Raw genomic sequence first — 26,481 nt, forward strand, 5'->3', positions numbered from 1 at the left:
CAGGGCCGGCGGGTTGCCGAGGCCGAACCAGACGATGGCCAGCGGAATGTAGGCGATGGGCGGGATCGGCCGCAGGATCTCGAGGAGGGGGTTGAACAGGGAGAACAGCCGGTCGCTGGTCCCGAGCAGGAGCCCGACGGGCACGGCGAGGCCGGCGCCGATGCAGAAGCCCGTCAGCACCCGGGCGAGGCTCGCCACGGCGTCGTGGGGCATCTCGCCGGAGAAGACCCAGGAGAGGTAGCTCTCCTGCGCCGGATCGTGGGGCAGGGCCGGGACCATGCCGGACAGCCATTTGACCGCCACCGAGCTCGGCGGCGGCAGAACCACGGCGGAGAAGACGCCGAGCCGGCTCAGGACCTCCCACAGGACGAGGAGCAGGAGGGGGACGATGGCGCCGCGCAGCCGGTGCATGGCGGCCTCAGCGGGACACGAGTTCGGCTTTGGCCTTCTCGAGCAGGTCGGTCTTCACCCACTCGGCGTCGGATTTCGGCGGATTGACCATCTTACCCAGGCCGTACTTCATCATGTAATCCGTCGTGGTCTGCATATGGCCGGCGGGCACGTCGTAGGTGTACTTCGCATTCGCCATCCCGTCGCGAAAATCCTGGGCCGTGAGCTGGCCCTTGAACACCGTCTCGCGGACGTACTTCTCGGCCAAGCCCGGATCGTCGATGAAGGCCTTGGTGGCGGCGACGAACAGCTTGAGGACGCGGCCGGCGACCTCGGGGCGCTCGTTGTACATCTTCTCGGTCATCACCAGGGGGCGCACGGGCCGGCCGATGGGGGTGTCGTAGGGTTTCACCACTTCCGTCGCGTAGCCGGCGCTGATGGCCTGGGTCGATTGCGGCTCGCTCTGGCAGATCACGTCGACGTATTTCTGCGCGAGCGCCTGGTTCAGGTCGGCGTAGTTGTTGAAGTAGATCAGCTGCACGTCCTTGCCGGCCCGCTCGCCCCAGGTCATCCCGTGCTTGTCGAGCTCGGCGAGCAGCATCAGGTCCTGGGTGCCGCCCCGGACGGAGGCGACCTTGAGGCCCTTCACGTCCTTCAGGGTCTTGACCGCGTCGAGGTCCGGCCGCTTGAGGATGCGCACGCCGCCGTCGGCGAAGCCCGCCACCACGTAGAGCTTCACCCCGTTGCCGCGCGCCGCCACCGCCCCGTCGGCGCCGGACGCCGAGATGTCGATCTGGTCCACCGCCATGGCGGGGTAGATGTCGGCGCCCTTGGCGAAGACGCGCTCGTCGATCTTCAGGCCGAATTTCGGCGCGAGCTCCTTCATGTAGGAGACGGCGCCGTAATGGGCGAACTTGAGATTGCCGAGGCGCACGACATCGTCGGCATGCGCCGAAGCGGCGGAGAAGGCGGCCAGGACCAGCAGGGCGGCCCGCGCCGCCGCATTGCGCATGAACATCGGTTTCCTCCGCGTCGCGGGTCGTTCTCGCCCACGTCCGGTCCTTCAACGGACCGTGATGGATTGAATAAGGCGTGCCGACCGCCGAAAGTAAAGCGGCAGGAGGCGACAGATTGACCGAGCTCTTGACGGATGAAACCGGCCCCGTGGCCGTGGTCGGCTGCGGCACCCTCGGGGCGAGCTGGGCGGCCCTGTTCCTCGCCCACGGCCTCGACGTGGCGGCCCACGATCCGGCCCCGGATGCCGCGAAAAACCTCGGGCCGGCGGTGGCGCGGGCGCGGGCGCAGCTCGCCGAACTCGGGGTTGCCGGCGCCGGTCGCCTCGTCGTCCACGCCCGGCTGGCCGACGCCGTGTCGGGCGCCCGCTTCGTGCAGGAGAACGCGCCGGAGATCCTCGCGATCAAGCGCACCGTCCTGGCGGCGATCGACGGCCATGCGGCGCCCGGCATCCTCGTCGCGTCGAGCACCTCGGCGATGCTGCGCAGCGCCATCGTGGCCGATTGCGCGAGCCCGGAGCGGGTGATCGTCGCCCATCCGTTCCACCCGCCCCACCTCGTGCCCCTGGTGGAGATCGTGGCCGGGAACGCGGCCGTCGCGGCCCGGGCGGCGGCGTTCTACGCGGGGCTCGGGCGCCGGCCGGTGATCCTGCGGCGCGAGATGCCGGGCCACATCGCCAACCGCCTCGCCTCGGCCCTGTACCGCGAGGCGGTGCATCTCGTGGCCGAGGGGGTGGCGAGTGTGGCCGACATCGACGCCGCCCTGTGCAACGGGCCGGGCCTGCGCTGGGCCGCCATGGGACCGCACATGACCTACCACCTCGGCGGCGGCGCGGGCGGCATCCGGCACTATCTCGACCATCTCGGAGCCAGCCAGGAGCGGCGCTGGGCGAGCCTCGGAACCCCCACCCTCGACGCGGCCGTGAAGGCCCGCATCGTCGAGGGCGTCGAGGCGGAGGCCGCCGGCCGGACGCTTCCGGAGCTGGAGGCGCGGCGCGACCGGGCGCTCCTGGAGATCCTGAAGGCGCGGATCGAAGTCGCGGGCGACGACCCATGAAAGACGACCCCTGAAAGACGACCCATGACAGACGACCCATGAAAGACGACCCATGAAAAAAGCCCCCTCCGGAAGAGGGGGCTCGATCAGAGTGGAACGGGCGTAGCAAAAAGCCCCCTCCGCGGGAGGGGGCTTCTTCGGGCGCTGGGACGGGAGCGGCGATCAGAAGGTGATGCCGGTCTCGATCATGTAGCGCTCCTGGGAGGTCTTGGTGCCGGTGCGGCCGAAGCCGAGGCCGGGGGTGATGTCGTAGAGCTGCACCGTCGAGAACTCGCCGCGCAGGAAGTAGCGGTCGAAGGTGAAGGTCGGGGTGACCGTGAAGGAGAGCGCCGAGCTGCCGGCGCCGTAGAGCACGGAGGTCTGGCCGACGGGGTTCACGCGGCTTCCGCTCTGGGTGATGTACTCGAAGCGGCCGGCGAGCGCGAAGTTGTCGGTGAAGGCGTAGCTGGCGAGGATCGCGCCGCCGAAGGTCTCGGCGCCGGCGAGGCCGAGGACCGAATTGCGCTCGATGTTGGTGTACTGGATGTACGGCGTCACGATGATGGGGCCGTCGGCGTAGGTGTAGTTGGCGCTGACGATGGAGCTGTTCTGCACGGCCAGCGGCGTGGCGAACTGGAAGCGCGGGTTCTGCAGGGCCGAATTGAAGGTGGAGAAGTGCGTGCCGCCGTTGATGCCGATCGTGTTGGCGGCGTCGAGCTTGTAGACGATGGCGCCCGTGACCCAGTTGATCTCACCCGAGTAGAAGCCGTCCGTGGCGGCGAAGGACGCCGACAGCGGGCCGTCGCTGTAGTTCACCTGAACGCCCTGGTTGATCACGTTCTCCTGGTTGAACAGCAGGCCGCGGGAGATGTTCAGGTTCTGGAAGGTGAAGGGCGCCTCCGAGCCGATGAGGGTCGGCATGCGGCCGCCCTGAACCGACCAGTTGTCGTTGAACACGTACTTGCCGAACACGATCGGGATCGGCGAGTAGAGCAGGTCGGTCTGGTCGAAGGTGCCGAGGATCGGCAGGCCGAGGCCCGGGATCGTGTAGGCGCCGAACGCGGCGTAGAACTGGAACGCGCCGTCGGCCTTCTGGATGGTGCCCATCAGGTTCGAGAAATCGACGCGGGCGGCGCGGTCGCTGGCGATCTGGGGCACGGCCGAGAAGGCGAACTGGTTGGTCTGGTCGTAGGCGTAGCCGGTCACGGCGCCGCCGAAGTAGATGTCGCCGATGCCGCCGATGGTGAGGCAGGCCGGGTTGGGGTTCTGCTTGATGATGCCGCCGTAGGCCGGGAAGGTGATTTCCGCCTTGCAGGAGGCCGGGGGAGCGGGGACGGGCGCCTTCACCGACAGATCGGCGGCCTGGAGATAGGTCGACGACAGGAGGAGGGTCGTCAGTCCGATGAGCGCGCTGCGGCGGGCCATATCAAGTCTCGTGTTGTTCGCGGGTTCCGGTTGATGGCAGGGTCTCAAAGAATGCCGCCGGGGCCAAAGTCATCCTTTATGCAGTTGCCCATTTTTTAAACAAAACACCGGTCCGCAGGGGACTTGCGGCGTTCGTGTGGCATTAAGGAAACATCCACAGGGCAGGCGCACAAAGACTGTCAAGAATCCGTTAACCCCATCGATCGCGCCGCCGGAAGGGTCTGCGATCCGCGCGAACCGAGCGCGCGATCCATCGGCCCCGGTTCGGAAAAGCCCTCCGCCGGCATCCCTCGGGCGCCTCTCATGGCCGCCATGACCGATTGCCCGCCATGACCGATTGCCCGCGCATGACCGATTGCCCGCGCATGACCGGCCCGGTCGTCCCACCCGGGAGACGAGCGGTTCTCCCGACGCACCACGATTGCCGCGACGGGCCGGAGCACGACCGATTCGCCACAGGGACGGGCGTTCCCGCCCGGCGATCCATCGAAGGCCGAAGCGCCGTGCTATGGGTCGGCTCGACATCCGCGCCGAACCCGGATCGCGACGGCGCGCCGCCCGAACCCTGCCCCGGCCGGTATCCGCCGACCGTTCCCACCCGACCCCGCCGCGCCGAGCCCTCATGAACGCCGTCAGCATCATCGCCCCGGTCTTCGGAATCATCGTGATCGGCTGGGGGGCGGCGCTCGCCGGGCTCCTGTCCGAGCGGGTCAGCGACGGCCTGTCGGAATACGTCTTCGCCATCGCGGTGCCGGCCCTCATCATCGGCACCCTCACGCGGCCGGGGCTCACGGGCGAGGTGACGTGGTCGTACTGGATCGCGTATTTCGGCGGGGCCGGGGTGTCGTGGCTCGCCGGCTCCCTCATCGCCACCCGGCGCGCGGGCATCGGCCGCCAGGGCGCGGTGCTGCACGGGTTCGCCGCGAGCCAGTCGAACACCATCTTCGTCGGCGTGCCGACCATCCTGCAGGCCTACGGCGAGGAGGGCGCGTTCCCCCTGTTCCTGCTGCTGGCCGTCCACCTGCCGCTGATGATGGGCTGCGCCACCTTCCTCATCGAGGCCGAGGGCGACCGCACCCTGGTCCAGCGCGTGCGCGGCCTCGGCCTCGTGCTGATCAAGAACCCGATCTTCGTGGCGCTCGGCATCGGCATGGCCCTGCGCCTCGGGGGCGTCGTGCCGACGGGCGTCGCCCGCTCGCTCATCGACGGGTTCGGCTCCACCGCCTCCACCTGCGCCCTCGTGGCGCTCGGCGCCGGCCTGACCCGCTACAAGGTGCTGTTCGACCTGCCCGGCGCCCTGGTGATCGCGGGGCTGAAGCTCGTGGTGCACCCCCTCGTGGTGTGGCTGCTCGCCACCAAGCTGTTCTCCATGCCGCCCGCCTATGCCGGCGTCGCCACCCTGTTCGCGGCGATGCCCGTCGGCATCAACGCCTACCTGCTCGCCGTGCGCTACAAGGCCGAGACCGGGCTGGTGGCGGCCTCCGTCCTCGTGTCGACCCTGCTGGCGCCGGTCACCACCGTGCTCTGGCTCACCCTCCTGGGGCGCGCCTGAGCGGCTGGACGGCGCGCCGGCTTCGGGTCCATGATTCGTCCCGAACGGCCGGCGCGACCGGTCGAAACCGGTCGAGGAAGCTTTCATGAACGCCCCCCTGCGCGCGGCCGGATTCGTCTGGGACGATCCCTTCCTGCTCGACGACCAGCTGACGCCGGACGAGCGCGCCATCCGCGACACGGCCGAGAGCTTCGCGCAGGAGCGTCTGCTGCCCGGCATCGTCGCGGCCTACGCGGAGGAGACAACCGACCCCGACCTGTTCCGGGCCATGGGCAGCGTCGGCCTCCTCGGCCTGACCCTGCCGGAGGAGTACGGCTGCGCCGCCGCGTCCTACGTCGCCTACGGCCTCGTGGCCCGGGCGGTGGAGCGGGTCGATTCCGGCTACCGCTCGATGATGAGCGTGCAATCGTCCCTCGTCATGTACCCGATCCACGCCTACGGCTCGGAGGCGCAGCGGCAGAAATACCTGCCGAAGCTCGCGTCGGGCGAGTGGATCGGCTGCTTCGGCCTCACCGAGCCGGAGGCCGGCTCGGACCCCGCCGGCATGACGACGCGGGCCGAGGCCATCGACGGCGGCTACCGCATCACCGGCGCCAAGATGTGGATCTCCAACGCGCCCTTCGCCGACGTGTTCGTGATCTGGGCCAAATCCGATGCCCATGACGGCGCGATCCGGGGCTTCATCCTGGAGAAGGGGATGCCCGGTCTCTCGGCCCCGACGCTCCACGGCAAGCTCAGCTTGCGCGCCTCCACCACGGGCGAGATCGTGATGGCCGGCGTCGCGGTGCCCGAGGACGCGCTCCTCCCCAACGTCTCGGGCCTGAAGGGCCCGTTCGGCTGCCTCAACCGGGCCCGCTACGGCATCTCCTGGGGGGTGATGGGCGCGGCCGAGGATTGCTGGCACCGGGCGCGGGGCTACACCCTGGAGCGCCGTCAGTTCGGCCGGCCGCTGGCGCAGACCCAGCTCGTCCAGAAGAAGCTCGCCGACATGCAGACGGAGATCGCGCTGGGGCTCCAGGCCTCCCTGCGGGTCGGGCGCCTCATGGACGAGGGCCGGATGGCGCCGGAGATGATCTCCCTGATCAAGCGCAACAATTGCGGCAAGGCGCTCGACATCGCCCGCACCGCCCGGGACATGCACGGCGGCAACGGCATCATGGGCGAGTACCACGTCATGCGCCACGCCCAGAACCTCGAGACGGTCAACACCTACGAGGGCACCCACGACGTCCACGCCCTGATCCTGGGCCGGGCGCAGACGGGGCTGCAGGCGTTTTTCTGAGGGGGCTATCGCCCTGGGGGCCGGCTTCGGCGGGCGGCCGCGGCGGATCAGGGTGGCGCCGACATAATGATCGGCCCGCTCCATCATCGCGTCGGTCAGCTCGGGAAGCTCATCGTATTCCTCCGGCTGAATCAGGTGGGCATCGACCTTGGCGAAATCGGTCTCGCCGAAGGCGTCGGCCGAAAAAGGGGGTTCGTCGGGTTGGCTCGCGCGCATCGGCTGGCCTCCAAGGCATCGACGCAGCGTTCGCAAGGCCGCCTCGCCGTGACCTGTGATAGACAGTATAGACTTGCGACGTGGCAAGTCCTGCATAAAGAAGTCTTGCGTAAAGAAAGCGACGCGGCAGGCCCCCTCTCCTGGAAGGCAGGGCGATTGCAGATGAACCACGACGGGCCCCTCTCCTTCCAGGAGAGGGAGCCCGGTGCGGTCATGCGGGACGCTCTGCCCCTCGTCCGAGCGCCGCGGAAAACGCATCTGCGATCGCCCTCCCTGGAAGGTGTGGGGACCCGCGCTGCAACGCGTCCTTCAGCGTTCCGCACGTGGGACCGAACCGATCCGGCGAAAACCCCGCCAACCTGAAACGAAAGGGGCCCCGCCCCAATCGAAGATTGTCCGCCGGGACGCCTTTCAAGGCTCCACAAAAAGCGGATCGAGCGGCGGCGTGAGCTCAACCGCGGCGCGGCGGCGGGCCGCCCGCTCGCCGGCCTCGGCGCCGCATTTGGCGACGTGGACCACGCGGTTGACCACCTGGAGGTTGGGGGCGCCCCAGTAGCCGAGCAGGTCCGGCCAGGGCGCGTCGCGGTGCTCGCGCCAGACCCGGTAGAGCGGCACCCGGTGGTCGACCTCGGCGGTCCTGAACAGGCGCTTGCCGGATTCCGTGCAGCGGTGGCGCTGATGGCGCTTGAGCACCGTCACCTGTTCGGCCGGCGCGCACCACAGCTTCCACGCGGTGACGCAGGCCGCGTGCCAGGCGGCGTTCTTGTTCGGCTGCCCCGTGCCCCAGAGATCCCTGTGCCAGCCGAAGCGGAACACCGGCTGGCCGCACAGGCAGCAATGCCCCCGGCCGCGGGCATGGGCCGGCTCCCGGTAGGGCGAGGGCGGCAGGCGGAAGCTCGCGGCGAGGCCGGGCTCGGTGCCGAGGCGCCAGGTCCAGCCCTCGGGAGCGCCGGAGCGGGCGGCCAGCGCCCGGGCGAGGCGGTCGGCCCGCAGGATGTGGGCGCGCCAGTAGCTCTCGACGGCGAGACGCGGCGTCGGCGGCAGCAGGGGCCGCGACAGGGCGTGCTGCAGCACCGGGGCGGGGAAGATGGCGGGCAGCGCCCGGTCGAGGCGCGCCCGGGACCGCGCGTTGCGGGTGTCGCGCCAGGTCGACCCGGGGCTCGTCGATCCCTCGCTCACGGATGGGCAGCGGGCGTGGGGGCCTGAGCGACGGCGGGGGCGACACCGGCGGGCCGGCCCGCGATGGCATCGGACAGGAGGTGGAGGCGCCGGGCGAGATCCGTCACCTCGTTGAGGGCGATGGATTTCTCGCCGTTCTTGACCGCCCGGGTGATATCGCTGAGCTGCAGCTTAGCGATGCGCGTCAGTTCGGCGGCGAGCTGGTCTCTCGTCATCGTGGGGTCTCGGCCTTCGTGGGAGGGGTCCTCCCGGATTAAGCCGGAACGGTTACCGAGCCGTTCACCCTTCGTCCATGGGGCTGGCGAACGGCTCCGCCCCCGAGGAAACGGTCGCACCGAAAGAGCCGTCTCCGGCTCCGACCGCGCGGGGCGGCTCCGAACGAGAAAGGGCGGACGCCCCGAGGCGCCCGCCCTTCGAGAGACGCGCGCCGCCGGCGCCCGTCAGAACGGCTCGCCGCCCATCTCCAGGAGGCGGGCATTGTGCTCCAGCCAGAGCTGGATCATGTGCGCGAACCAGCCGCGGCCCTCGGACGCGGCTGGTTCGGCGGCAGGCATGCCGGTCGGGGAGAGGTTCGTGGTGGTCATGGAAGGCCCTCGGGCTCGACTGTGATGTCACGGTGAGAATGGGCGCCATGCTGCAGTGCAGCAATCAGTCCATGTGCACGTGCGATATGCGCTCCGAGCATGCCAAGGCGAGATATCTAGACTTCATCCGGCCATCGCCGGAATTCGACGCTCCCCAACGCAACCCGCTTTCGCGAAGACCGGATCGCGTACCGGCCTTCGTGTACCGCATGACGTGGCCCGATCATGTCCCAAGGATCAGAACCGTCCCGCCGGTCAGGATACGGGCTGGTCGGGCTCCGCGCCGGCCGTCGCCGCGATCACCGAAACGGCGCGGTTGCGGCCGCCCCGTTTGGCCGCATAGAGCGCATCGTCGGCGATCGCGAACAGGTCCGAATGATCGGGGTCCGCGCGCACGCGACCGCTCGCCAACCCGACGCTGATGGTGACGACGGACGAGGCCGCATTGCCGCTGTGCGGAATGGCCTGGTCCGCGACGGCTCGGCACAGTCGCTCACCGATCGCCGACGGCGGGAGGTGATGGGGTCCGACGACCGCCAGGACGAATTCCTCGCCGCCCATGCGGGCGACCCGCGCGTCGTCCGGCGCGGCTTCCGCCAGCGCGCGCGCCACGATCCTCAAGGCGTCGTCCCCACGCGCATGACCGTAGGTGTCGTTGAAGACTTTGAAGAAATCGATGTCGATCATGGCGAGGATCAACGGCGTTCCTTCGTTCCGCCCGGTGAGGTCGCTCGCCATCATCGCATCGAAGCCGCGCCGGTTGGCCAGGCCCGTCAACGGATCGATCGCCGCCAGGGTCTCGAGCAGATCGCGCTGTCGGGAAATCTCCCGCAACCGCAACCGATCCCGTTGCACGACGAGGTAGTCGCGCCGGCTCTGGTTCGCCAGGCACCAGTTGGCGAAGACGCAGGTGATGGTCACCATCAGGCCGATCACGCCATAGGCCGAGACGACGCCGGGGGAGCCGAAGGGCGACAGGGCGATGAGCCCGGCGGCGGTGACGGTTGCGATCAGGCACAGGACCGCCGCCGCGACCGTCGTCAGCCCCACCAGATTGATCGTGAAGCAGAGCACGACGAAGCTCATGCTGAAATACGCCAGTGCGGCGGGATTGGCCGACTGCATCATGACGAGACAGATCGTCAGCACGCAGGTGTAACCGAACAGCGCGACGCCCCATTGGTGTGCCGCCAGGGACAGCGAGGGGCGTGACAGAAGCCGGACGACGATGAGACCGAGGGGGATTCCGATTCCCAGCCGGACGGCGACGTTGAGGGCGTAGACGTCGGGTACGAGCAGCCAGTCGATCGCCAGCAGGGCGCTGTAGAAGAACAGTCCGAGTAGCATGCCCCAGACGGCCTGCCGTCGGCGCTGCTCACGATCCGCGATCAGGAAATCCGGTGCCATCGTCTCCGGCAGACGAATACGGCGCAAGGCGGAGCCGTCCCGAAGGCACCGCTCAATTTCGTCGATTTGCGCCATCGCTCTCGGAACATCAGCCGTCGAGACGGTCGCACACGTTCTTTAGCGTCGCGTTAAGGTCCTCCGGTGACGGCGGGGCCCGCTCCGGGCACGCCAGCGCACCGGGAGCTTCGCGGGCGACACCGCCCCGCTCAGGGCAGAGCGCCCAGCGCCTCGGCTTCCCCCGCCCCCTGCCCCACGCTCGGCCGGCCCGCCCGGTGGTGCAGCAGGTTGAGGATCAGCGCCGTCCAGCCGGTCTGGTGGGAGGCGCCGAGGCCCCGGCCGGTGTCGCCGTCGAAGAACTCGTGGAACAGGAGGGCGTCGTCCTCGCCCGGCGCCGCCGGGATCGGTTCGCGCGTCCCGAAGATCGGCCGGCGCCCGTCCCCATCCTTGGCGAACAGGGCGATGAGCCGGTCCTCCAGGGCGTCGGCGATGGCGGCCAGGGTGAGGGAGGTCCCGGAGCCGGTGGGGTACTCCACCGTGAAATCGTCGCCGTAATAGGCGTGGAAGCGGCGCAGCGCCTCGATGATGAGGTAGTTCATCGGCATCCACACCGGCCCGCGCCAGTTGGAATTGCCGCCGAACATGTTGGAGGTCGAATCGGCCGGGTCGTAGCGGACGCTGAACGAGGCGCCGAACTCGTTCAGCGCATAGGGCCGGTCGCGGTGCGCCTTCGACAGGGAGCGGATGCCGTGGTCCGACAGGAACTCGGCCTCGTCGAGCATGCGCCGCAGGAGCGCCTTCATGCGGTGGCCGCGTAGCAACGACAGGAGCTTGCGGTCGCCGACCCCGCCCTCGGTCCAGCGCGAGACGAGGCAGGCGAGGTGCGGGCGGTTCTCCAGCACCCAGTTCATCCGCCGGGCGAAATCCGGCAGGCGCTGGAGCACGGAGGGCTCGATCACCTCGACGGCGAAGAGCGGCACGAGGCCGACGACGGAGCGGACCCGCAGGGGCAGCATGCCGCCGCCGGGAATGTCGACCTCGTCGTAGTAGAACTCGTCCTCTTCGTCCCACAGGCCGAAGCCCTCGCCGCCCATGTCGGTCATGGCCTCGGCGATGAGGAGGAAGTGCTCGAAGAACTTCGAGGCGGTGCTCTCGTAGACGTCGTTGTGGAGCGCCAGTTCGAGGGCGATGCGCATCATGTTGAGGGCGTACATCGCCATCCAGGCGGTGCCGTCGGCCTGGTGGATGCGCCCGAAGCCGGGGGGCGGGCGCGAGCGGTCGAACACCCCGACATTGTCGAGGCCGAGGAAGCCGCCCTGGAACACGTTGCGGCCGTCGGCGTCCTTGCGGTTGACCCACCAGGTGAAGTTGATGAGCAGCTTGTGGAACACGCCCTCGAGGAAGGCGATGTCGCCGCGTCCGCCGCGCCGGTCGCGGTCGATCTCGAACACCCGGTAGGTCGCCCAGGCATGGACCGGCGGGTTGGCGTCGCCGAACTCCCACTCGTAGGCGGGCAGCTGGCCGTTGGGGTGCATGTACCATTCGCGGGTGAGCAGCAGGAGCTGCTTCTTGGCGAAGTCCGGGTCGAGGAGCGCCAGCGGCAGGCAGTGGAAGGCCAGATCCCAGGCGGCGAACCACGGGTATTCCCAGGTGTCGGGCATGGAGAGCACGTCGGCCCCGGCGAAGTGGCGCCAGTTGGTGTTGCGCCCGCCCTCGCCCGCGCGCTCGCGCGGCGGCGTGGGTTGCAGCGGATCGCCCCGGAGCCACAGGCGGACATCGTAGGAATAGAGCTGCTTCGACCAGATCAGGCCGGCGGCGGCCTGGCGGAAGATCGTGCGCGAATCCGCGTCCGCGATGCCGTCCTGCAGGCCGTCGTAGAAGGCGTTGGCCTCGGAGACCCGGCGGTGGAGGATGGCGCCCTCGGCGTCGACGGGGCGCGGGCGCCGGCCCGCCGAGAGCCGGAGGGTGACGCGCTTGGCCTCGCCCGGCTCCAGCCGCAGGGAATAGTGCAGGCCGAGCTTGGTCCCGCCGTCGCGGCGGATGGCGGATTCGTCGCCGTCGACGATGTGCGCGTGCAGGCCGTCCTTGAACGGGCCGGTGGCGTCGGGCTTCCAGCCGTGCAGGCGCAGATTCGTGTCGTTCTCGCAGAACAGCACGTCGGGCGCGCCGTCGAAGGCGAGGCGGTAGGGGCCGAGGCGCGGATGGGTGGCGACGACGCCGCCGTCCGGCGCGATCTCCAGGCGCGGGCGGACGGGGGTCGCATCCTCGCGCCACGACCAGGTGTTGCGGAACCACAGTTGCGGGACGAGGTGGAGGTCGGCGGCCTCGGGGCCGCGATTGACCGCCGTGATCACCGCGTGGACGTCGTCGATGTCCTCCTTGGCGTACTCGACGGTGACGTCGAAGAACCGCAGCCCGTCGAAGAGCCCCGTATCCTCGATCTCGTATTCGGGCTCGTCGCGGCCCCGGCGCCGGCCTTCCGCCACGAGGCGGTCGTAGGGATAGGCGCCCTGCGGGTAGCGGTAGAGAAACTTGAGGTAGGCGTGGCTCGGGACCGCGTCGAGGTAGTGGTAGACCTCCTTGACGTCCTCGCCGTGGTTGCCCTCCTCGTTGGTGAGCCCGAACAGGCGCTCCTTGAGGATGTGGTCGCGCCCGTTCCACAGGGCGAGCGACAGGCAGAGCTGCCCGCGCTCGTCGCAGATCCCGGCCAGGCCGTCCTCGCCCCAGCGGTAGGCGCGCGAGCGCGCCTCGTCGTGGGGCAGGGAGCGCCAGGCATTGCCGTCGCGGCTGTAATCCTCGCGCACGGTGCCCCATTGGCGCTCGGCGAGGTAGGGCCCCCACAGGGACCACGCCCGCTCGCCGCGGCCCTGCTCGGCGAGCCGCCGGCGCTCGGCCCAGTCGTCGAGCTCGCTCAACGCCACGCCCCCGGTCGGGAACGGGCCGGGCGGGACGCCGCGTCGAGGCGGGGCGGGTGAGGGTCTGTCATGGGGCCCGGCGGGGTGTGGTTCGGTGGCCGGCGGGATGCACTATCGGCGCCAAGCCGGGCAGCCCTCCGGGACGCATACCTTCCGACCGTTGCCGTCCGACCGTTGCCTTGCCGACGGTGGCCTCGCCGACGATGGCCGCCGTCCTCAGGCCGGCAGATCGCCGGCGAAGGCGGAGAGCGGCGCGACGAGGATGCAGGCCACCCCCTCGGGCCGGTACTCCAGGGACAGGCTGCCGCCGACCTGCGAGGCGAGACCGCGCTCGATGAAGCGGGAGCCGAACCCCTTGCGAGTGGGGGGCGTCACCGGCGGCCCGCCGACCTCGATCCAGGCGAGGCGCAGGCGCGGCTCGGCCTCGGGATCGAGGATCGCCCAGGTCAGGTCGACATGGCCCGCCGCGTTGGACAGGGCGCCGTACTTCGCCGCGTTGGTGGCGAGCTCGTGCAGCATGAGGGCGAGGGACACGGCCCGGTCCGCGCCGATCTCGATCTCCGGCCCGCCGATCCGGAAGCGGTCGCGCCCGTCCTCGTGGACCTGCAGGGCGCCGCGCACCACGGGCGCGATCCGGGTGCTGGTGAGGGCCGCGCCCATGAGGAGGTCGTGGGCGCGGCCGAGCGCCACGAGGCGCCCGGCCAGGACGTCCTTGGCCTCGTCGACATGGGTGGCGTTGCGCAGGGTCTGCGTGGCGATGGACTGCACCATGGCGAGCAGGTTCCGCATGCGGTGCGACAGCTCGTGATTGACGAGGTCCTGCTGCTCCTCGGCCTTGAGGCGGGCGAGCGCCGCGTAGGTCCGGTCGGCCACGCCCCGGGTGAACGCCACCTCCTCCATGCTCCAGATCCGGGGTTCGGCCTCGTGCACGAGGAGGAGGCCCACCAGGGTCCCGGCCTTCAGGAGCGGGACCTTGATCTGCCCGCGCACGCCGATGGCCCGGTAGGTCCCGGCATCCCCGGCGAGGCGCACCTCCGCCAGGGTGTCGGCGCAGACCAGGATCCGTCCGGTCCGCAGGCGCTCCATCGTGCCGGGCAGGGCCGCGAACGGGTAGGTGCCCGCGAGGCTGGCCACCCCCGGGGCGGTCCAGTCGCCCGCGATGGTGAGGGTCTCGCGATGGACGTCGACGGCCGCATAGGCGGCCCGCCCCGCCCCGAGGGTCCGCCCGAGGAGATCGGCCGCGATGGCGACGGCCTCGGCCGTGTCCGTCGCCTCGGCGAGGCGGTCGCCGAGATGGAGGAGGGCCTCGATGCGGGCGCGGGCCGCGCGCTGGTCGGTGACGTCGGAGACGGTGCCGAACAGGGCCGTGATCCGGCCGGCGGGGTCGCGGGCGAACTCGGCCCGGCGCCCGATCCAGCGGATCGCGCCATCGTCCGCCCGGCGGATGCGGTACGCGATCTCGGGTACGGCGGCGCCGGTGGCGCGCCGGGCGGCGTCCGAGCGCAGGTGGGCGTCCTCGGGGAGGATCAGGCCCTCGATGACCGGGACGGGATAGCTGCGCGCCTCGGGGAGACCGAACAGGCGGCAGAACTCGGCCGAGACGGCGATGGACTCCCCACCGACATCGGCCTCGAACGTGCCGATGCCGCCGGCCTGTTGCGCCCGCCGCGAGCGGGCGTCGCTCTCGCGCAGGGCGGCCTCGTCGTCCAGGCGCTCGCGGGCCACGGAGAGGAAGCGGGCGAGCGTCGCGAAGACGGTCAGCACCTCGCCCTCGAAGGCCGGCGCGTCGCGGCGGGCGAACGAGATCACGCCGGTGAGGCCGCCCCGGCCGGTGATGGGGAAGCTCGCATAGGCGTCGAACCCGGCCTCGCGCGCGGCCCGGTGGCGCGGCGTCGCGTCGGCCTGCAGGCCGGACAGGATGAGGGGGCGCCCGGTCGCGGCGACGATCCTGCAGAGGGGGCCGTCCAAGGGGGCCCGATCCAAGGGGGCTTGATCCGAGGACGCCTGATCCAAGGGGGCCTGATCCAAGGGGGCCTGGTCGAAGAGGGCCTGGTCGAGGGGCGCCCGTTCGAGGGCGGCCCGCGCCTCCGGCGAGACCCCGACCGCCTGCACCAGCACGAGGGCGGCCCGGTCCGGCGCCAGCGCCCAGGTCAGGCTCTCGTCGAACCCGAGGGCCTCGGCCCCCTCCTGCAGGATCGGCAGGAGTTCGTGGGCGGGATCGGCCGCCGAGAGCAGGGCGGCGGAGGCCCGGCTCAGGAGGGCGAGGCGCTGCTCGTGGCGGCGCTCGGCGGTGCGGTCCTGCAGGATCTTGAGGAAGCCCCGGACGCTGTCGTCCTCGTGGCGCAGGGTCATCATCCGGCCCACCGCCCAGAACCGCCCGCCGTCGCGGCGCTGGTGCCAGCGCACGTCGGGGGACGACCCGTTCGCGAGGGCGACGCGCTCCTCCCGCGCGGGGATGTCGTCGCGCCGGTCCTCGGGCGTGAAGAAGGTGTCGAGGAGCCGGCCCCGGACCTCGTCGGCCGACCAGCCCATGATCTGCTCGGCGCCGGTGTTCCAGTCGGTGATCCGGCTCTCGGAATCCGCGGCGACGATGGCGAAATCGATGGCGCTGTCGAAGATCGCCTTGTAGCGGCCCTCGGCCTCGCGCAGGGCCTGCCGGGTCTCGGCCTCGGCCACGTCGCCGAAGGCCGAGCCGGCCAGACCCGCCAGCATCTGGGCCATCAGGATGTCGCGCGGGCCGAAGGGGCCGCCCGCCTCCGAGCGGATCTCGAGGATGCCCACGGCGAGGCCGTGGCGCTGCACGGGGACCGCCATCAGCGCCGGGGGCGCGCGACCGGCCTCGGCCGCCGCCTCGCCGGGGGTGCCGACGACGAGCGTCTCGTCCGTGAAGGCCCGGCCCGACGGCGTGCCCGCGATGGGAAGGCGCCGGCCGGCCCACCCGGCCGCGTGCCCGGCCCCCGTGCGGCAGACGAGATCGTCGCCGTCGCGGAGCGCGATGGTCGCGCCGTCGGCCCGGTCGATGATCGACAGGGCGGCGTCGGCCACGGCCCGGAACACCGTGTCGAGATCGGAGGTGGCGGAGGCGACGACCTGCTGGGTGGCGATCATCGCCTCGAGGCGCGCGGCGTCGGCCACCGCCTGGGCCTGCTCGCGCCGCTGGCCCGCCAGGGCCGCGTCGCGCTCGGCCACGGCCCGGCGCAGGTCGAGCTGACTCATCACCTGCTCGGCCAGGGCCGTGAGGGATTCGGTCTGCTGCGCCGTCAACCCCTGCGGGCGCGGGACCCCGTCGATGACGCACAGGGTTCCGAGGGTCTCGCCCTCTTGCGTGTTCAGGGGGACGCCCGCGTAGAACCGGATGCCCGGCGCCCCCGTCACCAGGGGGTTTTCGCGGGTCCGGGCGTCGAGGGTCAGGTCGGGGATGACGAGGGGGGTCCGGCGTCCCAGGGCATGGGCGCAGACGGATGCGTTCAGGCTCGTCTCGCACGGGCCGAACCCGGAGCGGGCCTTGAACCACTGCCGGTCGGCCGCCACGAGGCTGACGAGGGCCACGGGCGCGTCGCACAGGATGCGCGCCAGGAGGACGATGCTGTCGAACCCCTTCTCGGGCGGCGTGTCGAGGATGCCGTGCGCCTCCAGGGCCGCGAGGCGGACCGGATCGGCGGCGGCGGAGGCGGCCGTGTCGCCCATGGGGAGCGGGAGGGTCCCGGTCATCGGCGCGCGGGCGACCGCAGGGCCGCGGCCGGAGCGCCGAGGCACTGCGCGCGGGGAGCGGCCGGAACGTGGGGACGGGAAGATCTGGCCTGCATGACGCGCTCATAGCACAAGCGCGCGCGCTCGGCGCCGGCCGACGCACCGGTGTGTCACGCCCGCGTGATCGCCGCCGTCGCCGGACGCGATCCTGCCGCTTGCCACAAGATTGCGCACAATCTAGAACTGTTCCAGGGAACGCCGCGCCGCGATTCGGTCGGGGTGACCACGCGCACGCCCCGTCGATGAAAGGTTTCCCATGCAGAGGTCCTCCCCCGTCCTCGCCGCCACCGTCCTGGCGGCCAGCCTCCTGAGCGGGGGGGCCTCGGCTCAAAATGCCGCGCCCCCAGGTGCTGCGGCCCAAAGCGCCCCGTCGCAGGGCGCCGCCACCCAGGACGCCGATCCGGGGGCGATCGTGAACGCCCTGTTCGCCGCGGGCGGCAACCAGGCGAAGGTGCGCGGGAGCGGCGCCAAGGGCGTTTGCCTCAAGGGCAGCTTCACCCCCTCGCCCGAGGCGTCCGGCCTGTCGAAGGCCCCGCACTTCACCAAGACCGTGCCGGTGACGGCCCGGTTCTCCATGGGTGGCTCCAACCCGAAGATCTCCGACAAGGCCAAGCCCGTCACCCGGGGCTTCGCCATGCGGATGAGCGACCCGTCCGGCGACATGGTGTTCGTCGTGATCTCCGCGCCGGTGTTCTCGACCCGGACGCCGCAGCAGCTCCTCGACTTCGCCACCGTGCGGGCGCCGGGGCCGGACGGGAAGCCGGATGCCGACAAGATCAAGGCGTTCGCCGCCGCCAATCCCGAGACGACGCGCCAGGCCGCGTGGCTCAACGCCCGGCCGGTGCCGGCGAGCTTCGCCGGCGTCGATTACTGGGGCGTGCACGCCTACACCCTCACCGACGCCAAGGGCGCCGCCACCGTCGCCAGGCTGAAATGGGTCGCCAACGCCGGTCAGCTCGGCCTCACGGACGACGAGCTGAAGGCCAAGCCCGACAGCTTCTACGCCGACGAGCTGAAGGAGCGCCTGTCCAAGGGGCCGGCGAGCTTCGACCTCGTGGCCATGCTGGCCGAGACGGACGATCCGGTGAACGACCCGACCGTCGCGTGGCCGGAGGAGCGCAAGCAGGTCAAGCTCGGCACCGTCGCCATCGCGGCCATCGAGCCCGACGCCACCTGCGACGCCGCCACCTTCGATCCCGTCGCCGACCTCCCCGAGGGCGTCGCCGGGCCGGCCACCGACCCGATGTTCGCGATCCGCTCGCCGGCCTACGCGGTGTCCCTGTCCCGCCGGGCGAACTGAGCGATCGGCGAAATCCCGTCCCGCCGGCATCCCGGGGTGAGGGCGGGGCGGAATCCCGCTACGGTCGGTCTTCTCCGGGGATCGTCGAGCCCCGTCCATCGAACGGGCTCCCGCGGGGCGACGCACATGACCGACACTTCCGCCCCGGGCGGCGCCCTCGCGGGCCTGCGCGTCCTCGACCTGTCGCGCATCCTGGCCGGCCCCTGGGCCGGTCAGGTGCTGGGCGACCTCGGCGCCGAGGTGATCAAGATCGAGCGCCCGCAGGGTCCCGACGACGAAGGGGGCGACGACACCCGCCTCTGGGGGCCGCCCTACCTGCGCGACGCCGAGGGCCGCGAGACCGATGTCGCCGCCTACTTCCTCTGCGCCAACCGCAACAAGAAGTCCGTGGCCGTCGACATCGCGACGCCCGAGGGCCAGGGCGTGATCCGGGCGCTGGCGGCGCGCGCCGACGTGCTCATCGAGAACTTCAAGGTCGGGGGCCTGGCGCGGTACGGCCTCGACCACGCGGCGCTGCGGGCCCTGAACCCGCGCCTGATCGTCTGCTCCATCACGGGCTTCGGCCAGACCGGCCCCTATGCGGGGCGCGCCGGCTACGACTTCCTGATCCAGGCCATGGGCGGCCTCATGAGCATCACCGGCGCCCCCGGGGATGCGGACGGCGCCGGGCCGCAGAAGGCCGGGGTCGCCATCACCGACATCGTCACCGGCCTCTACGCCACCATCGGCATCCTGGCGGCGCTGGCTGCCCGCGCCCGCACGGGGGAGGGCCAGCACATCGACCTCGCGCTGCTCGACACCCAGGTGGCGGCGCTCGCCAACCAGGCGATGAACTACCTCACCACCGGCGTCGCGCCGGGGCGGCTCGGCAACGCGCATCCCAACATCGTGCCCTACCAGGACTTTCCGACCCAGGACGGCGCCATGATCCTGGCGGTGGGCAATGACGGGCAGTTCGCGCGCCTCTGCGGCGTCCTCGGCTTTGCCGAATGGGGCACCGACCCGCGCTTTGCCACCAACCGGGCCCGGGTGGAGAACCGCGCCCTCCTGGTGCCCCTCATCGGCGCCGCGACCCGCCAGCGCGCGACCGCCGACTGGGTGGCGGCCCTGGAGGGCGTGGGCGTGCCGTGCGGACCGGTCAACACCCTGGCGGACGTCTTCGCCGACCCCCAGGTGATCGCCCGCGGCCTGCGCATCGACCTCCCCCACCCCCGGGCCGGCACCGTCGCCCTGGTGAAGAATCCCCTCAACCTCTCGGGGACGCCCGTGGTCTACGCGGCCCCGCCGCCGGCCCTGGGGGAACACACCCGCGCGGTGCTCGCCGACTGGCTCGGCCTCGACGGCCAGGCGCTCGCGGCCCTGCGGGACGCCGGGGCCATCGGCTGAGCGGGCCCTAACCGAGGAACCGGCGCACGAGGAGGCGGGCGAGGTCGCGGGGCGGCTCCGGGGTCAGCACCGCGAGCTTGCGCGAGGTCGAGAGGGAGGCGAGCCCGTGCAGGCCGGCCCACAGGGTCGCCACCGCCTGCCGGCGCTCGTCGGCATCCGGGATCATCGGCGCGAGCACCCGGTCGACGAGGTCGGTGGTGCGCGTGAGCGCCTCCCCGTACCACTCGGGAAACGCCGAATCCGGCGCCAGGCTGTGCTCGAACACGAGGCTCCACACCTGCGGGTCCGCCTGCACGAAGGCGAGGTAGGCATCCGCGACGGACACGGCGTTGTCGCGCGGCGTCGCATCGGGCGAGACCGCCCCCACCAGGGCGTCGTGCAGGCGCTCCAGGGTGCGGGCATTGACCCGCAGCACCACCGTGTCGAGGTCGCCGACCGCGTTGTAGATCGAGTTCGGCGCGTAGCCGATCACCGCCGCGAGGCGGCGCATGCCGAGGCCGCGCAGGCCCTCCAGGCGCACCAGCCCCTCGGCGGCCTTGGTGACGAGGGCCTGGAACTCCTCGCGGTTGTGGTCGCCGCGCGGTCCCGTTCCGCGCCGTACCGTCTTGGCCAAGTCTCCGTGCTCCCTCCGGTCGCGCGGGATTCGCGAACTCGACACTGTTACACTATAGTATCACGCGGGCGTGATGGGAGTGACCCCGGCGAAGATTGGGCGGTTTTGTCATGACCGCCCGTCGGGGAAAGCCGCACCGGATCTGGTTTTCCCGTGCGCGCCCGCACGGCGGCGCCCGGATCGGCCGCCGGACCGATTGCACGGCACCGAATTTTGAACGACGTTCAATATGAGCGGCACGACATGCCGCGGGCCTGTCGACGAAGAAATTGACGCTTCGTCCATCGCCGGGCAGTCATGGTGGCGCCAAGGAGACCCGTGATGTTTCGTACGTTGATGACCACGCGCCGGTTCGCGCCCCTGTTCTGGTGCCAGTTCTTCTCGGCTTTCAACGACAATTTCCTGAAGAACGCCCTCGTGTTCCTGATCCTGTTCAAGGTCGGCGGCGAGGGTGAGGGCTCGGGCATGCTCGTCACCCTGGCGGGGGCGGTGTTCATCGGGCCGTTCTTCATCCTGTCGGGGCTCGGCGGCGAGATGGCCGACCGCTACGACAAGGCGCTCATCGCCAAGCGGCTGAAATTCGCCGAGATCTTCGGGGCCGCCGCGGCCGCCCTCGGGTTCTGGCTCCATTCGGTGCCGGTGCTGTTCGTGGCGCTCGGCCTGTTCGGCACCATCGCGGCCCTGTTCGGCCCGATCAAGTACGGCATCCTGCCCGATCATCTCAGGCGCGAGGAGCTCACCGCCGGCAACGCGCTGGTCGAGGCCGCGACCTTCCTCGCCATCCTCCTCGGCACCATCGTGGCGGGGCTCGCCACCGCCATGGGCGGCGACGCCCTGGCGTTCAGCGCCCTCATCATGGTGTTCGCGGTCCTGTGCTGGCTCTCGGCCCGCATGATCCCGGCCACGGGCGAGGCCGCCCCGACGCTCCGCGTCGACCCCAACGTGTTCCGCTCCACGGGAAGCCTGATCCGCGAGATCTGGCGCGACACGCGGATGTGGCGCGGCGCCGTCATCGTGAGCTGGTTCTGGCTCGTCGGCGCCGTGATCCTCGCCCTGCTGCCGGTGCTGGTGCGCACGAGCCTCCACGGCTCCGAGACCGTGGTGACCCTGCTGCTGGCCGTGTTCTCGGTCGGCATCGCGGTCGGCTCCGGCCTCGCCTCGTGGCTCGCGAGCGGGCGCATCGTGCTCCTGCCGACCCCCATCGGCGCGCTGCTCATGGGCGTGTTCGCCCTCGATCTCGCCTGGACGGTGGCGCACCTGGCCCCGGTCTCGGGGGACATCCTCGGCGCCGGGGACTTCCTCGCCACGGGCACGGGCCTGCGCATCACGGCGGCCTTCGCCGGGCTCGCGGTGGCGGGCGGCCTCTACATCGTGCCGTCCTTCGCCGCCGTGCAGGCCTGGACCGACAAGGACCGGCGTGCCCGGGTCATCGGCGCCGTCAACGTGCTGACCGCCGCCTTCATGGTCGCCGGCGCGCTCGGCCTCGCCGCCCTGCAGGGAGCGGGCTGGTCCATGGCGGCGCTCCTCACCCTCATCGGCGTCCTCAACCTTGTCGCCGGCGCGGTGATCCTCGCGGTGCTGCCCACGAGCCCGTTCCGCGACTTCCTCTCCATCGTGTTCCGGGCGTTCTACCGCCTGGAGGTGCGCGGCCTCGACAACGTCGACAAGGCCGGCCCCAACGCCATCATCGCCCTCAACCACGTCTCGTTCCTCGACGCGCCGCTCGCCCTCTCGCTCCTCGACCGGGAGCCGGTCTTCGCCGTCGATCACGGCATCGCCCAGCGCTGGTGGGTGAAGCCGTTCCTCGCCATGACCAAGGCGATGCCCCTCGACCCGACCCGGCCGCTCGCCACCCGCACCCTGATCAAGGCCGTGCGCGACGGCGAGACCCTGATCATCTTCCCCGAGGGCCGGCTCACGGTCACCGGCAGCCTGATGAAGGTCTATGACGGCGCCGGCCTCATCGCCGACAAGTCCGACGCCATGGTGGTGCCGGTGAAGATCGACGGCCTGGAGAAGACCGCGTTCTCGCGCCTCTCCCGCGCCCAGGTCCGCCGGCGCTGGTGGCCGAAGGTCACCGTGACGATCCTGGCCCCGGTCAAGCTCGTCATCGACCCGGCGCTCAAGGGCAAGCACCGCCGCCGCGCGGCGGGCGCCGCCCTCTACGACGTCATGTCGGACCTCGTGTTCGAGACGGCGGACAGCGACCGCAGCGTCATGAGCGCGCTGATCCAGGCCGGCAACGACCACGGCTGGCGCCGCAACGCCCTCGAGGACCCGGTGACGGGCAAGCTCAGCTACGCCCGCCTCGTCATGGGCGCCAACATCCTCGGCCGCAAGCTCATGCCGCTGGCGGGCGAGGGCAAGCCCATCGGCCTGATGCTGCCCAACGCCAACGGCGCGGCGGTGACGTTCTTCGCCCTGGCCAGCGCCGGCCGGGTGCCGGCGATGATCAACTTCTCCGCCGGCCCCGCCAACGTGCTCTCCGCCTGCCGGGCGGCGCAGGTCGACACGATCCTGACCTCGCGCGCCTTCATCGAGAAGGGCCGCCTCGGGCCCCTCGTCGAGGCGATCCAGGGCACCGTCAAGCTCGTCTACCTCGAGGATGTCCGCGCCACCGTGACCACGGCCGACAAGATCCGGGGCTTTTTCGCGCCGCGCAAGCCCCTGGTCACCCGCAAAGGCAGCGATCCGGCCGCGATCCTGTTCACCTCGGGGAGCGAGGGCACGCCGAAGGGCGTGGTCCTGGCCCATCGCTGCATGCTCGCCAACACCGCCCAGGTCGCCGCCCGCATCGATTTCGGGCCGACCGACAAGGTGTTCAACGTGCTCCCCGTGTTCCACGCCTTCGGCCTGACGGCGGGTCTGATCCTGCCCCTGGTCTCCGGGGTCCCGGTCTACCTCTACCCCTCGCCCCTGCATTACCGGATCGTGCCGGAGCTCGTGTACGGCTCGAACGCCACGGTCCTGTTCGGCACCGACACCTTCCTGACGGGCTACGCCAAGATGGCCCATTCGTACGACCTGCGCTCCCTGCGCTACATCGTGGCCGGCGCCGAGCCGGTGAAGCAGACCACCCGCAAGACCTATTCCGAAAAATTCGGCCTGCGCATCCTGGAGGGCTACGGCGTCACCGAATGCGGGCCGGTGGTGGCCCTGAACACGCCGATGTTCAACCTCTTCGGCTCCGTCGGCCGCCTGCTGCCGGGCATCCGGTATCGCCTGGAGCCGGTTCCCGGCATCGACGAGGGCGGACGCCTCCACGTGAAGGGACCGAACGTGATGCTCGGCTACCTGCGGGCGGAAAAACCCGGCGTGCTGGAGGCGCCCGTGGACGGCTGGCACGACACCGGCGACATCGTCGCCATCGACGCCCTCGGCTTCGTCACCATCAAGGGCCGGGCCAAGCGCTTCGCCAAGATCGGCGGCGAGATGGTGTCGCTCGCCGCCGTCGAGGCGCTCGCCGCCGAACTCTGGCCCGACGCCCCGAGCGCGGTGGCCGCGGTGCCGGATGCCCGCAAGGGCGAGCGCCTGATCCTGTTCACCGAGCGGGCGGACGCGACGCGGGCCGCCTACCTCGCCTTCGCCAAGGGTAAGGGCGCCACGGAACTGGCGATCCCCGCCGAGGTGGTGGTGGCCAAGGTGCCGATGCTCGGCACCGGCAAGGTCGACGGGGTGAGCGTCACGAAGATGGCCCGCGAGCGGGCCGGCAGCGACGCGACGGCGGCGGCCTGAGGGCCCCTTCGGATCGCGCCGGCCCCGGCGCGGTCCGGGCGGCGTGGGCCGGCGCCCGACGTCAGGCCCCCGCGTGCCGCAACGCCAGGATCGCCTCCGCCAGCCCGTCCACCTGCGCTTCGGTGTGCGCGGCCGAGAACGCCACCCGCAGGCGGGCGGTGCCGGCCGGCACCGTGGGGGGGCGGATGGCGACGGCGAGGAAGCCCCGCGCCTCCAGGGCCGCCGAGAGGGCGAGCGCCGCGCCCGCCTCCCCGACAAGAATCGGCACGATGGGACTCTGGGCCTCGGGCAAGCCGAGCCGCGCCGTGAAGCGGCGGGCGAGGCCGAGCGGCCGGGCGGCGCGGTCGGGCTCGGATTCGACGATGTCCAGGGCCGCGAGGGCGGCGGCGACGGAGGCTGGCGGCAGGCCGGTGGTGTAGACGAAGCTGCGGGCCCGGCTCGTCATCAGGTCGACGACGGCGCGGGACGCGCAGAGGTAGCCGCCGTAGGAGCCGAGCGTCTTCGACAGGGTGCCCATTTCGAGGGGCGCGCGGGCTTGCGGCTCCACCACCCCGAGGCCGTGGGCGTCGTCCACCAGGGTCCAGGCATCGTATTCGGCCGCGAGGTTCAGGATCTCGGACAGCGGTGCCCGGTCGCCGTCCATGCTGAACACCCGCTCGGTGAGGATCAGCACCCGCTCGTGCCGGGCACGCCGCGCCGCCAGGATCGTTCGCAGGTGGTCGCAGTCGTTGTGGCGGAACCGCAGCCTCGTCGCGCCGGAGAGCTGCGCCCCGGCGAACAGGCAGGAATGGCCGAGCGCATCGACGAGGACGAGGTCGCCGGCGCCCGCGAGCGCCGGCACGATGCCGAGATTGGCGAGATAGCCGCTGCCGAAGACCAGGGCCGCCGCCGTCCCCTTGTGGGCGGCGAGCCGCGCTTCGAGGGCGGCCAGCGGCGGGTGGTTGCCGGTGACGAGGCGCGAGGCCCCCGCCCCGGCGCCGTAGCGGGCGAGCGCCGCCTGGCCGGCGGCGATCACCCGCGGGTCGTTCGCCAGGCCGAGATAGTCGTTGCACGAGAACGACACCAGGGCGCGCCCCTCGCGCGTCGCCGCGGCCTCCGGCCCCCGCGCCGTCTCGACGAGGTGCCGGCGCAGGGCCTTGGCGTCGAGGTCGGCGAGGGTGGTCCGGGCAAAGGTTTCGAGGCTGGACATGGGGGTGGATGGCGCCGCCGCCCCCGGGCTTGTCAAGCGGCGCGCGCCGGAACGCGGTCCCGCTCCGTCTAGAATTTCGCGTGCTCCCTGTAATCGCGCGGCGTCATGCCGAAGCGATCCTTGAAGCGCCGGGAGAAATGCGACTGGCTCGAGAAACCGCAATCGTAGGCCAGGTTCGCGATCTGCACATGGCGGGACTTGGGGTCGGCCAAGCACCGCGCGGCGGTCTCCAGCCGCCGCTCCCAGATCCACGCCGAGATGTGGCGCCCCTGTTCGTGAAACAATTCCTGCAGCCGACGCAGCGACACGCCCATGGCGGCCGCGAGGTGTGGCGGATCGAGGGTCCCGTCGCTGATGTTCGCCTCGATGTAGGCCTTCGCCCGTTGAACCACGAGGGTGCCGTGCAAGGGTTTCGGAGCCTCACGGGCGAGACGGTCGGCCAAGCCGGCAACGATCAGATCGATGCCGATCGAACCCATGCGGGCAGCGGCATCTGGGGAAAGCCGATTCTGGACCAGGAGCAGCTCGGCGAAGAAGCTGTTCACCAGTCTCGTCGAGGCTTGCGCCGCCTCGAGTGTGAGAGCAGTGAAGGACTTCGCATTGCCAAGCATTTTTTCGATGCTGTGCCTGGGTACACTGAGGTGAATGTTTTGATTGTTTTCACACAACGCCAATTCCAATGATCTGACGTCCATGATGACGATATCGCCCGGCCTCTGGATCGAAGTCCCGCCATTCTGGGAGAGATGGGAAACACCATACTTTCGGAAACTGACCGTCAGGAAGTCATCTCTGAAGTTTTTTTTGCGGACGATGCCTTCACGAATCTTATATTGCGATGGAGTCTGTGTAAGACGGCCGGCCGGTATATTGCAGATCGTGAAGGCCTCCAAGCGGGCCTCGAACGGTCCGTCTCGGTCTCGCGAACCTTCCATGGGAAAGTAGTTTTCCCGGAGCCGTTCGCACCATTGACCGAACCGGTCACGAGACGGAATTTCGTCGGTCGTCAACACGGTCCGCATCCGTCGCATCCCACTTTGCGCAACGCGCGTTGCGCCCGATCCAGTCGGATCGGATCACGCCCCCTGAACTCCGGTCCCGGCGTGCCTCCCGATCGACAGGCATCCGCTTCGTCGAAGAACACGCCAGGCACCTCGTCGTGCGCCCTCGAGCATACAACTCCAGTTTGCAGAAACGATCCCGCTCTCGCGCTGGCTTACCAAGTCGTCTTGGAGGGCAATACTAGATCCAAGCTTTTATAAATGCAAATTTGTCGTTCAAGGTATAAATTATTCAATTTTGCCCATCAACACGATCAGCACGGACCAAGTCTGATTATAAATAAATCAGATCAATCCACACCGCACTTTTAAAAATATAGTGTTGTCTTTCCAAACCGCTACAGTATCGAACTTGCGCGCACGAATTGTTTCTCGTGTCGTCTTACATGTAGTTTAGGCCCGTTTCGGTTGTCCGATTTCGTCCGCCCCGGACCCGCCTATGAAAATACGC

The 26,481-nt window shown here is 70.5% G+C and carries 18 protein-coding genes; 6 read left to right on the forward strand and 12 right to left on the reverse strand.

Going from position 1 to position 26,481, the window contains the following annotated elements; genetic code table 11:
* A partial coding sequence (locus MKK49_RS07515; protein ID WP_409565032.1) for an ABC transporter permease occupies positions 1–411 on the reverse strand: 411 nt, incomplete at its 3' end.
* A 7-nt stretch (positions 412–418) separates the two neighbouring features.
* Positions 419–1,408 (reverse strand): ABC transporter substrate-binding protein, encoded by a 990-nt coding sequence (locus MKK49_RS07520; protein WP_244027470.1) that lies wholly within the window; start codon positions 1,406–1,408, stop codon positions 419–421.
* 113 nt (positions 1,409–1,521) lie between these two features.
* Here MKK49_RS07520 and MKK49_RS07525 point away from each other — a divergent pair, with 113 nt between their 5' ends.
* Complete coding sequence (locus MKK49_RS07525; protein WP_244027472.1) at positions 1,522–2,460, forward strand: 3-hydroxyacyl-CoA dehydrogenase NAD-binding domain-containing protein; 939 nt, start codon at positions 1,522–1,524, stop codon at positions 2,458–2,460.
* Between the two features lie 162 nt (positions 2,461–2,622).
* On the opposite strand, the gene MKK49_RS07530 is transcribed toward MKK49_RS07525, so the two are convergent.
* Positions 2,623–3,864: an outer membrane beta-barrel protein gene (locus MKK49_RS07530; RefSeq protein WP_244027473.1), complete on the reverse strand. Its 1,242-nt coding sequence runs from the start codon at positions 3,862–3,864 to the stop codon at positions 2,623–2,625.
* Positions 3,865–4,486: 622 nt separating this feature from the next.
* Between MKK49_RS07530 and MKK49_RS07535 the strand changes: the two genes are divergently transcribed.
* Together MKK49_RS07535 and MKK49_RS07540 are read left to right on the forward strand one after the other, a co-directional pair.
* Positions 4,487–5,416 (forward strand): AEC family transporter, encoded by a 930-nt coding sequence (locus tag MKK49_RS07535; RefSeq protein ID WP_244027474.1) that lies wholly within the window; start codon positions 4,487–4,489, stop codon positions 5,414–5,416.
* Between the two features lie 85 nt (positions 5,417–5,501).
* Complete coding sequence (locus tag MKK49_RS07540; RefSeq protein WP_244027475.1) at positions 5,502–6,698, forward strand: acyl-CoA dehydrogenase; 1,197 nt, start codon at positions 5,502–5,504, stop codon at positions 6,696–6,698.
* 627 nt (positions 6,699–7,325) lie between these two features.
* On the opposite strand, the gene MKK49_RS07545 is transcribed toward MKK49_RS07540, so the two are convergent.
* The 6 genes from MKK49_RS07545 to MKK49_RS07570 form a co-directional block, all read right to left on the reverse strand.
* The gene (locus MKK49_RS07545) at positions 7,326–8,093 is read right to left on the reverse strand and encodes a hypothetical protein (protein ID WP_244027476.1); all 768 of its coding nucleotides are present in this window, start codon (positions 8,091–8,093) and stop codon (positions 7,326–7,328) included.
* A complete protein-coding gene (locus MKK49_RS07550; RefSeq protein WP_244027477.1) occupies positions 8,090–8,308 on the reverse strand; it encodes a hypothetical protein in 219 nt (72 codons plus the stop codon). The genes MKK49_RS07545 and MKK49_RS07550 overlap by 4 nt, the downstream gene beginning before the upstream one ends.
* A 225-nt stretch (positions 8,309–8,533) precedes the next feature.
* Entirely contained in the window at positions 8,534–8,677 is a 144-nt protein-coding gene (locus MKK49_RS07555; RefSeq protein ID WP_244027478.1) for a hypothetical protein, read from the reverse strand.
* 255 nt (positions 8,678–8,932) lie between these two features.
* The gene (locus MKK49_RS07560) at positions 8,933–10,159 is read right to left on the reverse strand and encodes a GGDEF domain-containing protein (RefSeq protein WP_244027479.1); all 1,227 of its coding nucleotides are present in this window, start codon (positions 10,157–10,159) and stop codon (positions 8,933–8,935) included.
* A 131-nt stretch (positions 10,160–10,290) separates the two neighbouring features.
* Positions 10,291–12,996: an MGH1-like glycoside hydrolase domain-containing protein gene (locus tag MKK49_RS07565; protein ID WP_244027489.1), complete on the reverse strand. Its 2,706-nt coding sequence runs from the start codon at positions 12,994–12,996 to the stop codon at positions 10,291–10,293.
* A 216-nt stretch (positions 12,997–13,212) separates the two neighbouring features.
* Positions 13,213–16,707 carry a GAF domain-containing protein gene (locus MKK49_RS07570; protein WP_244027480.1) on the reverse strand — a complete coding sequence of 1,165 codons (3,495 nt, stop codon included), beginning with the start codon at positions 16,705–16,707 and terminating at the stop codon, positions 13,213–13,215.
* A 295-nt stretch (positions 16,708–17,002) separates the two neighbouring features.
* Here MKK49_RS07570 and MKK49_RS07575 point away from each other — a divergent pair, with 295 nt between their 5' ends.
* A complete protein-coding gene (locus MKK49_RS07575; RefSeq protein WP_244027481.1) occupies positions 17,003–18,046 on the forward strand; it encodes a catalase family peroxidase in 1,044 nt (347 codons plus the stop codon).
* Positions 18,047–18,172: 126 nt separating this feature from the next.
* Complete coding sequence (locus MKK49_RS07580) at positions 18,173–19,432, forward strand: CaiB/BaiF CoA transferase family protein (RefSeq protein ID WP_244027482.1); 1,260 nt, start codon at positions 18,173–18,175, stop codon at positions 19,430–19,432.
* A 7-nt stretch (positions 19,433–19,439) separates the two neighbouring features.
* On the opposite strand, the gene MKK49_RS07585 is transcribed toward MKK49_RS07580, so the two are convergent.
* Positions 19,440–19,952, reverse strand: coding sequence for a TetR-like C-terminal domain-containing protein (locus MKK49_RS07585; protein ID WP_244027490.1), 513 nt, complete (start codon positions 19,950–19,952; stop codon positions 19,440–19,442).
* A 414-nt stretch (positions 19,953–20,366) separates the two neighbouring features.
* Between MKK49_RS07585 and MKK49_RS07590 the strand changes: the two genes are divergently transcribed.
* Entirely contained in the window at positions 20,367–23,780 is a 3,414-nt protein-coding gene (locus MKK49_RS07590; RefSeq protein ID WP_244027484.1) for an acyl-[ACP]--phospholipid O-acyltransferase, read from the forward strand.
* Between the two features lie 61 nt (positions 23,781–23,841).
* On the opposite strand, the gene MKK49_RS07595 is transcribed toward MKK49_RS07590, so the two are convergent.
* Positions 23,842–24,969, reverse strand: a complete 1,128-nt coding sequence (locus MKK49_RS07595; protein WP_244027486.1) for an aminotransferase class I/II-fold pyridoxal phosphate-dependent enzyme — start codon at positions 24,967–24,969, stop codon at positions 23,842–23,844.
* A 68-nt stretch (positions 24,970–25,037) separates the two neighbouring features.
* Positions 25,038–25,991 (reverse strand): helix-turn-helix domain-containing protein, encoded by a 954-nt coding sequence (locus MKK49_RS07600; protein WP_409565033.1) that lies wholly within the window; start codon positions 25,989–25,991, stop codon positions 25,038–25,040.
* Positions 25,992–26,481: the final 490 nt, after the last annotated feature.

This window comes from Methylobacterium sp. J-090, from assembly GCF_022829345.1.
Taxonomy (GTDB): domain Bacteria; phylum Pseudomonadota; class Alphaproteobacteria; order Rhizobiales; family Beijerinckiaceae; genus Methylobacterium.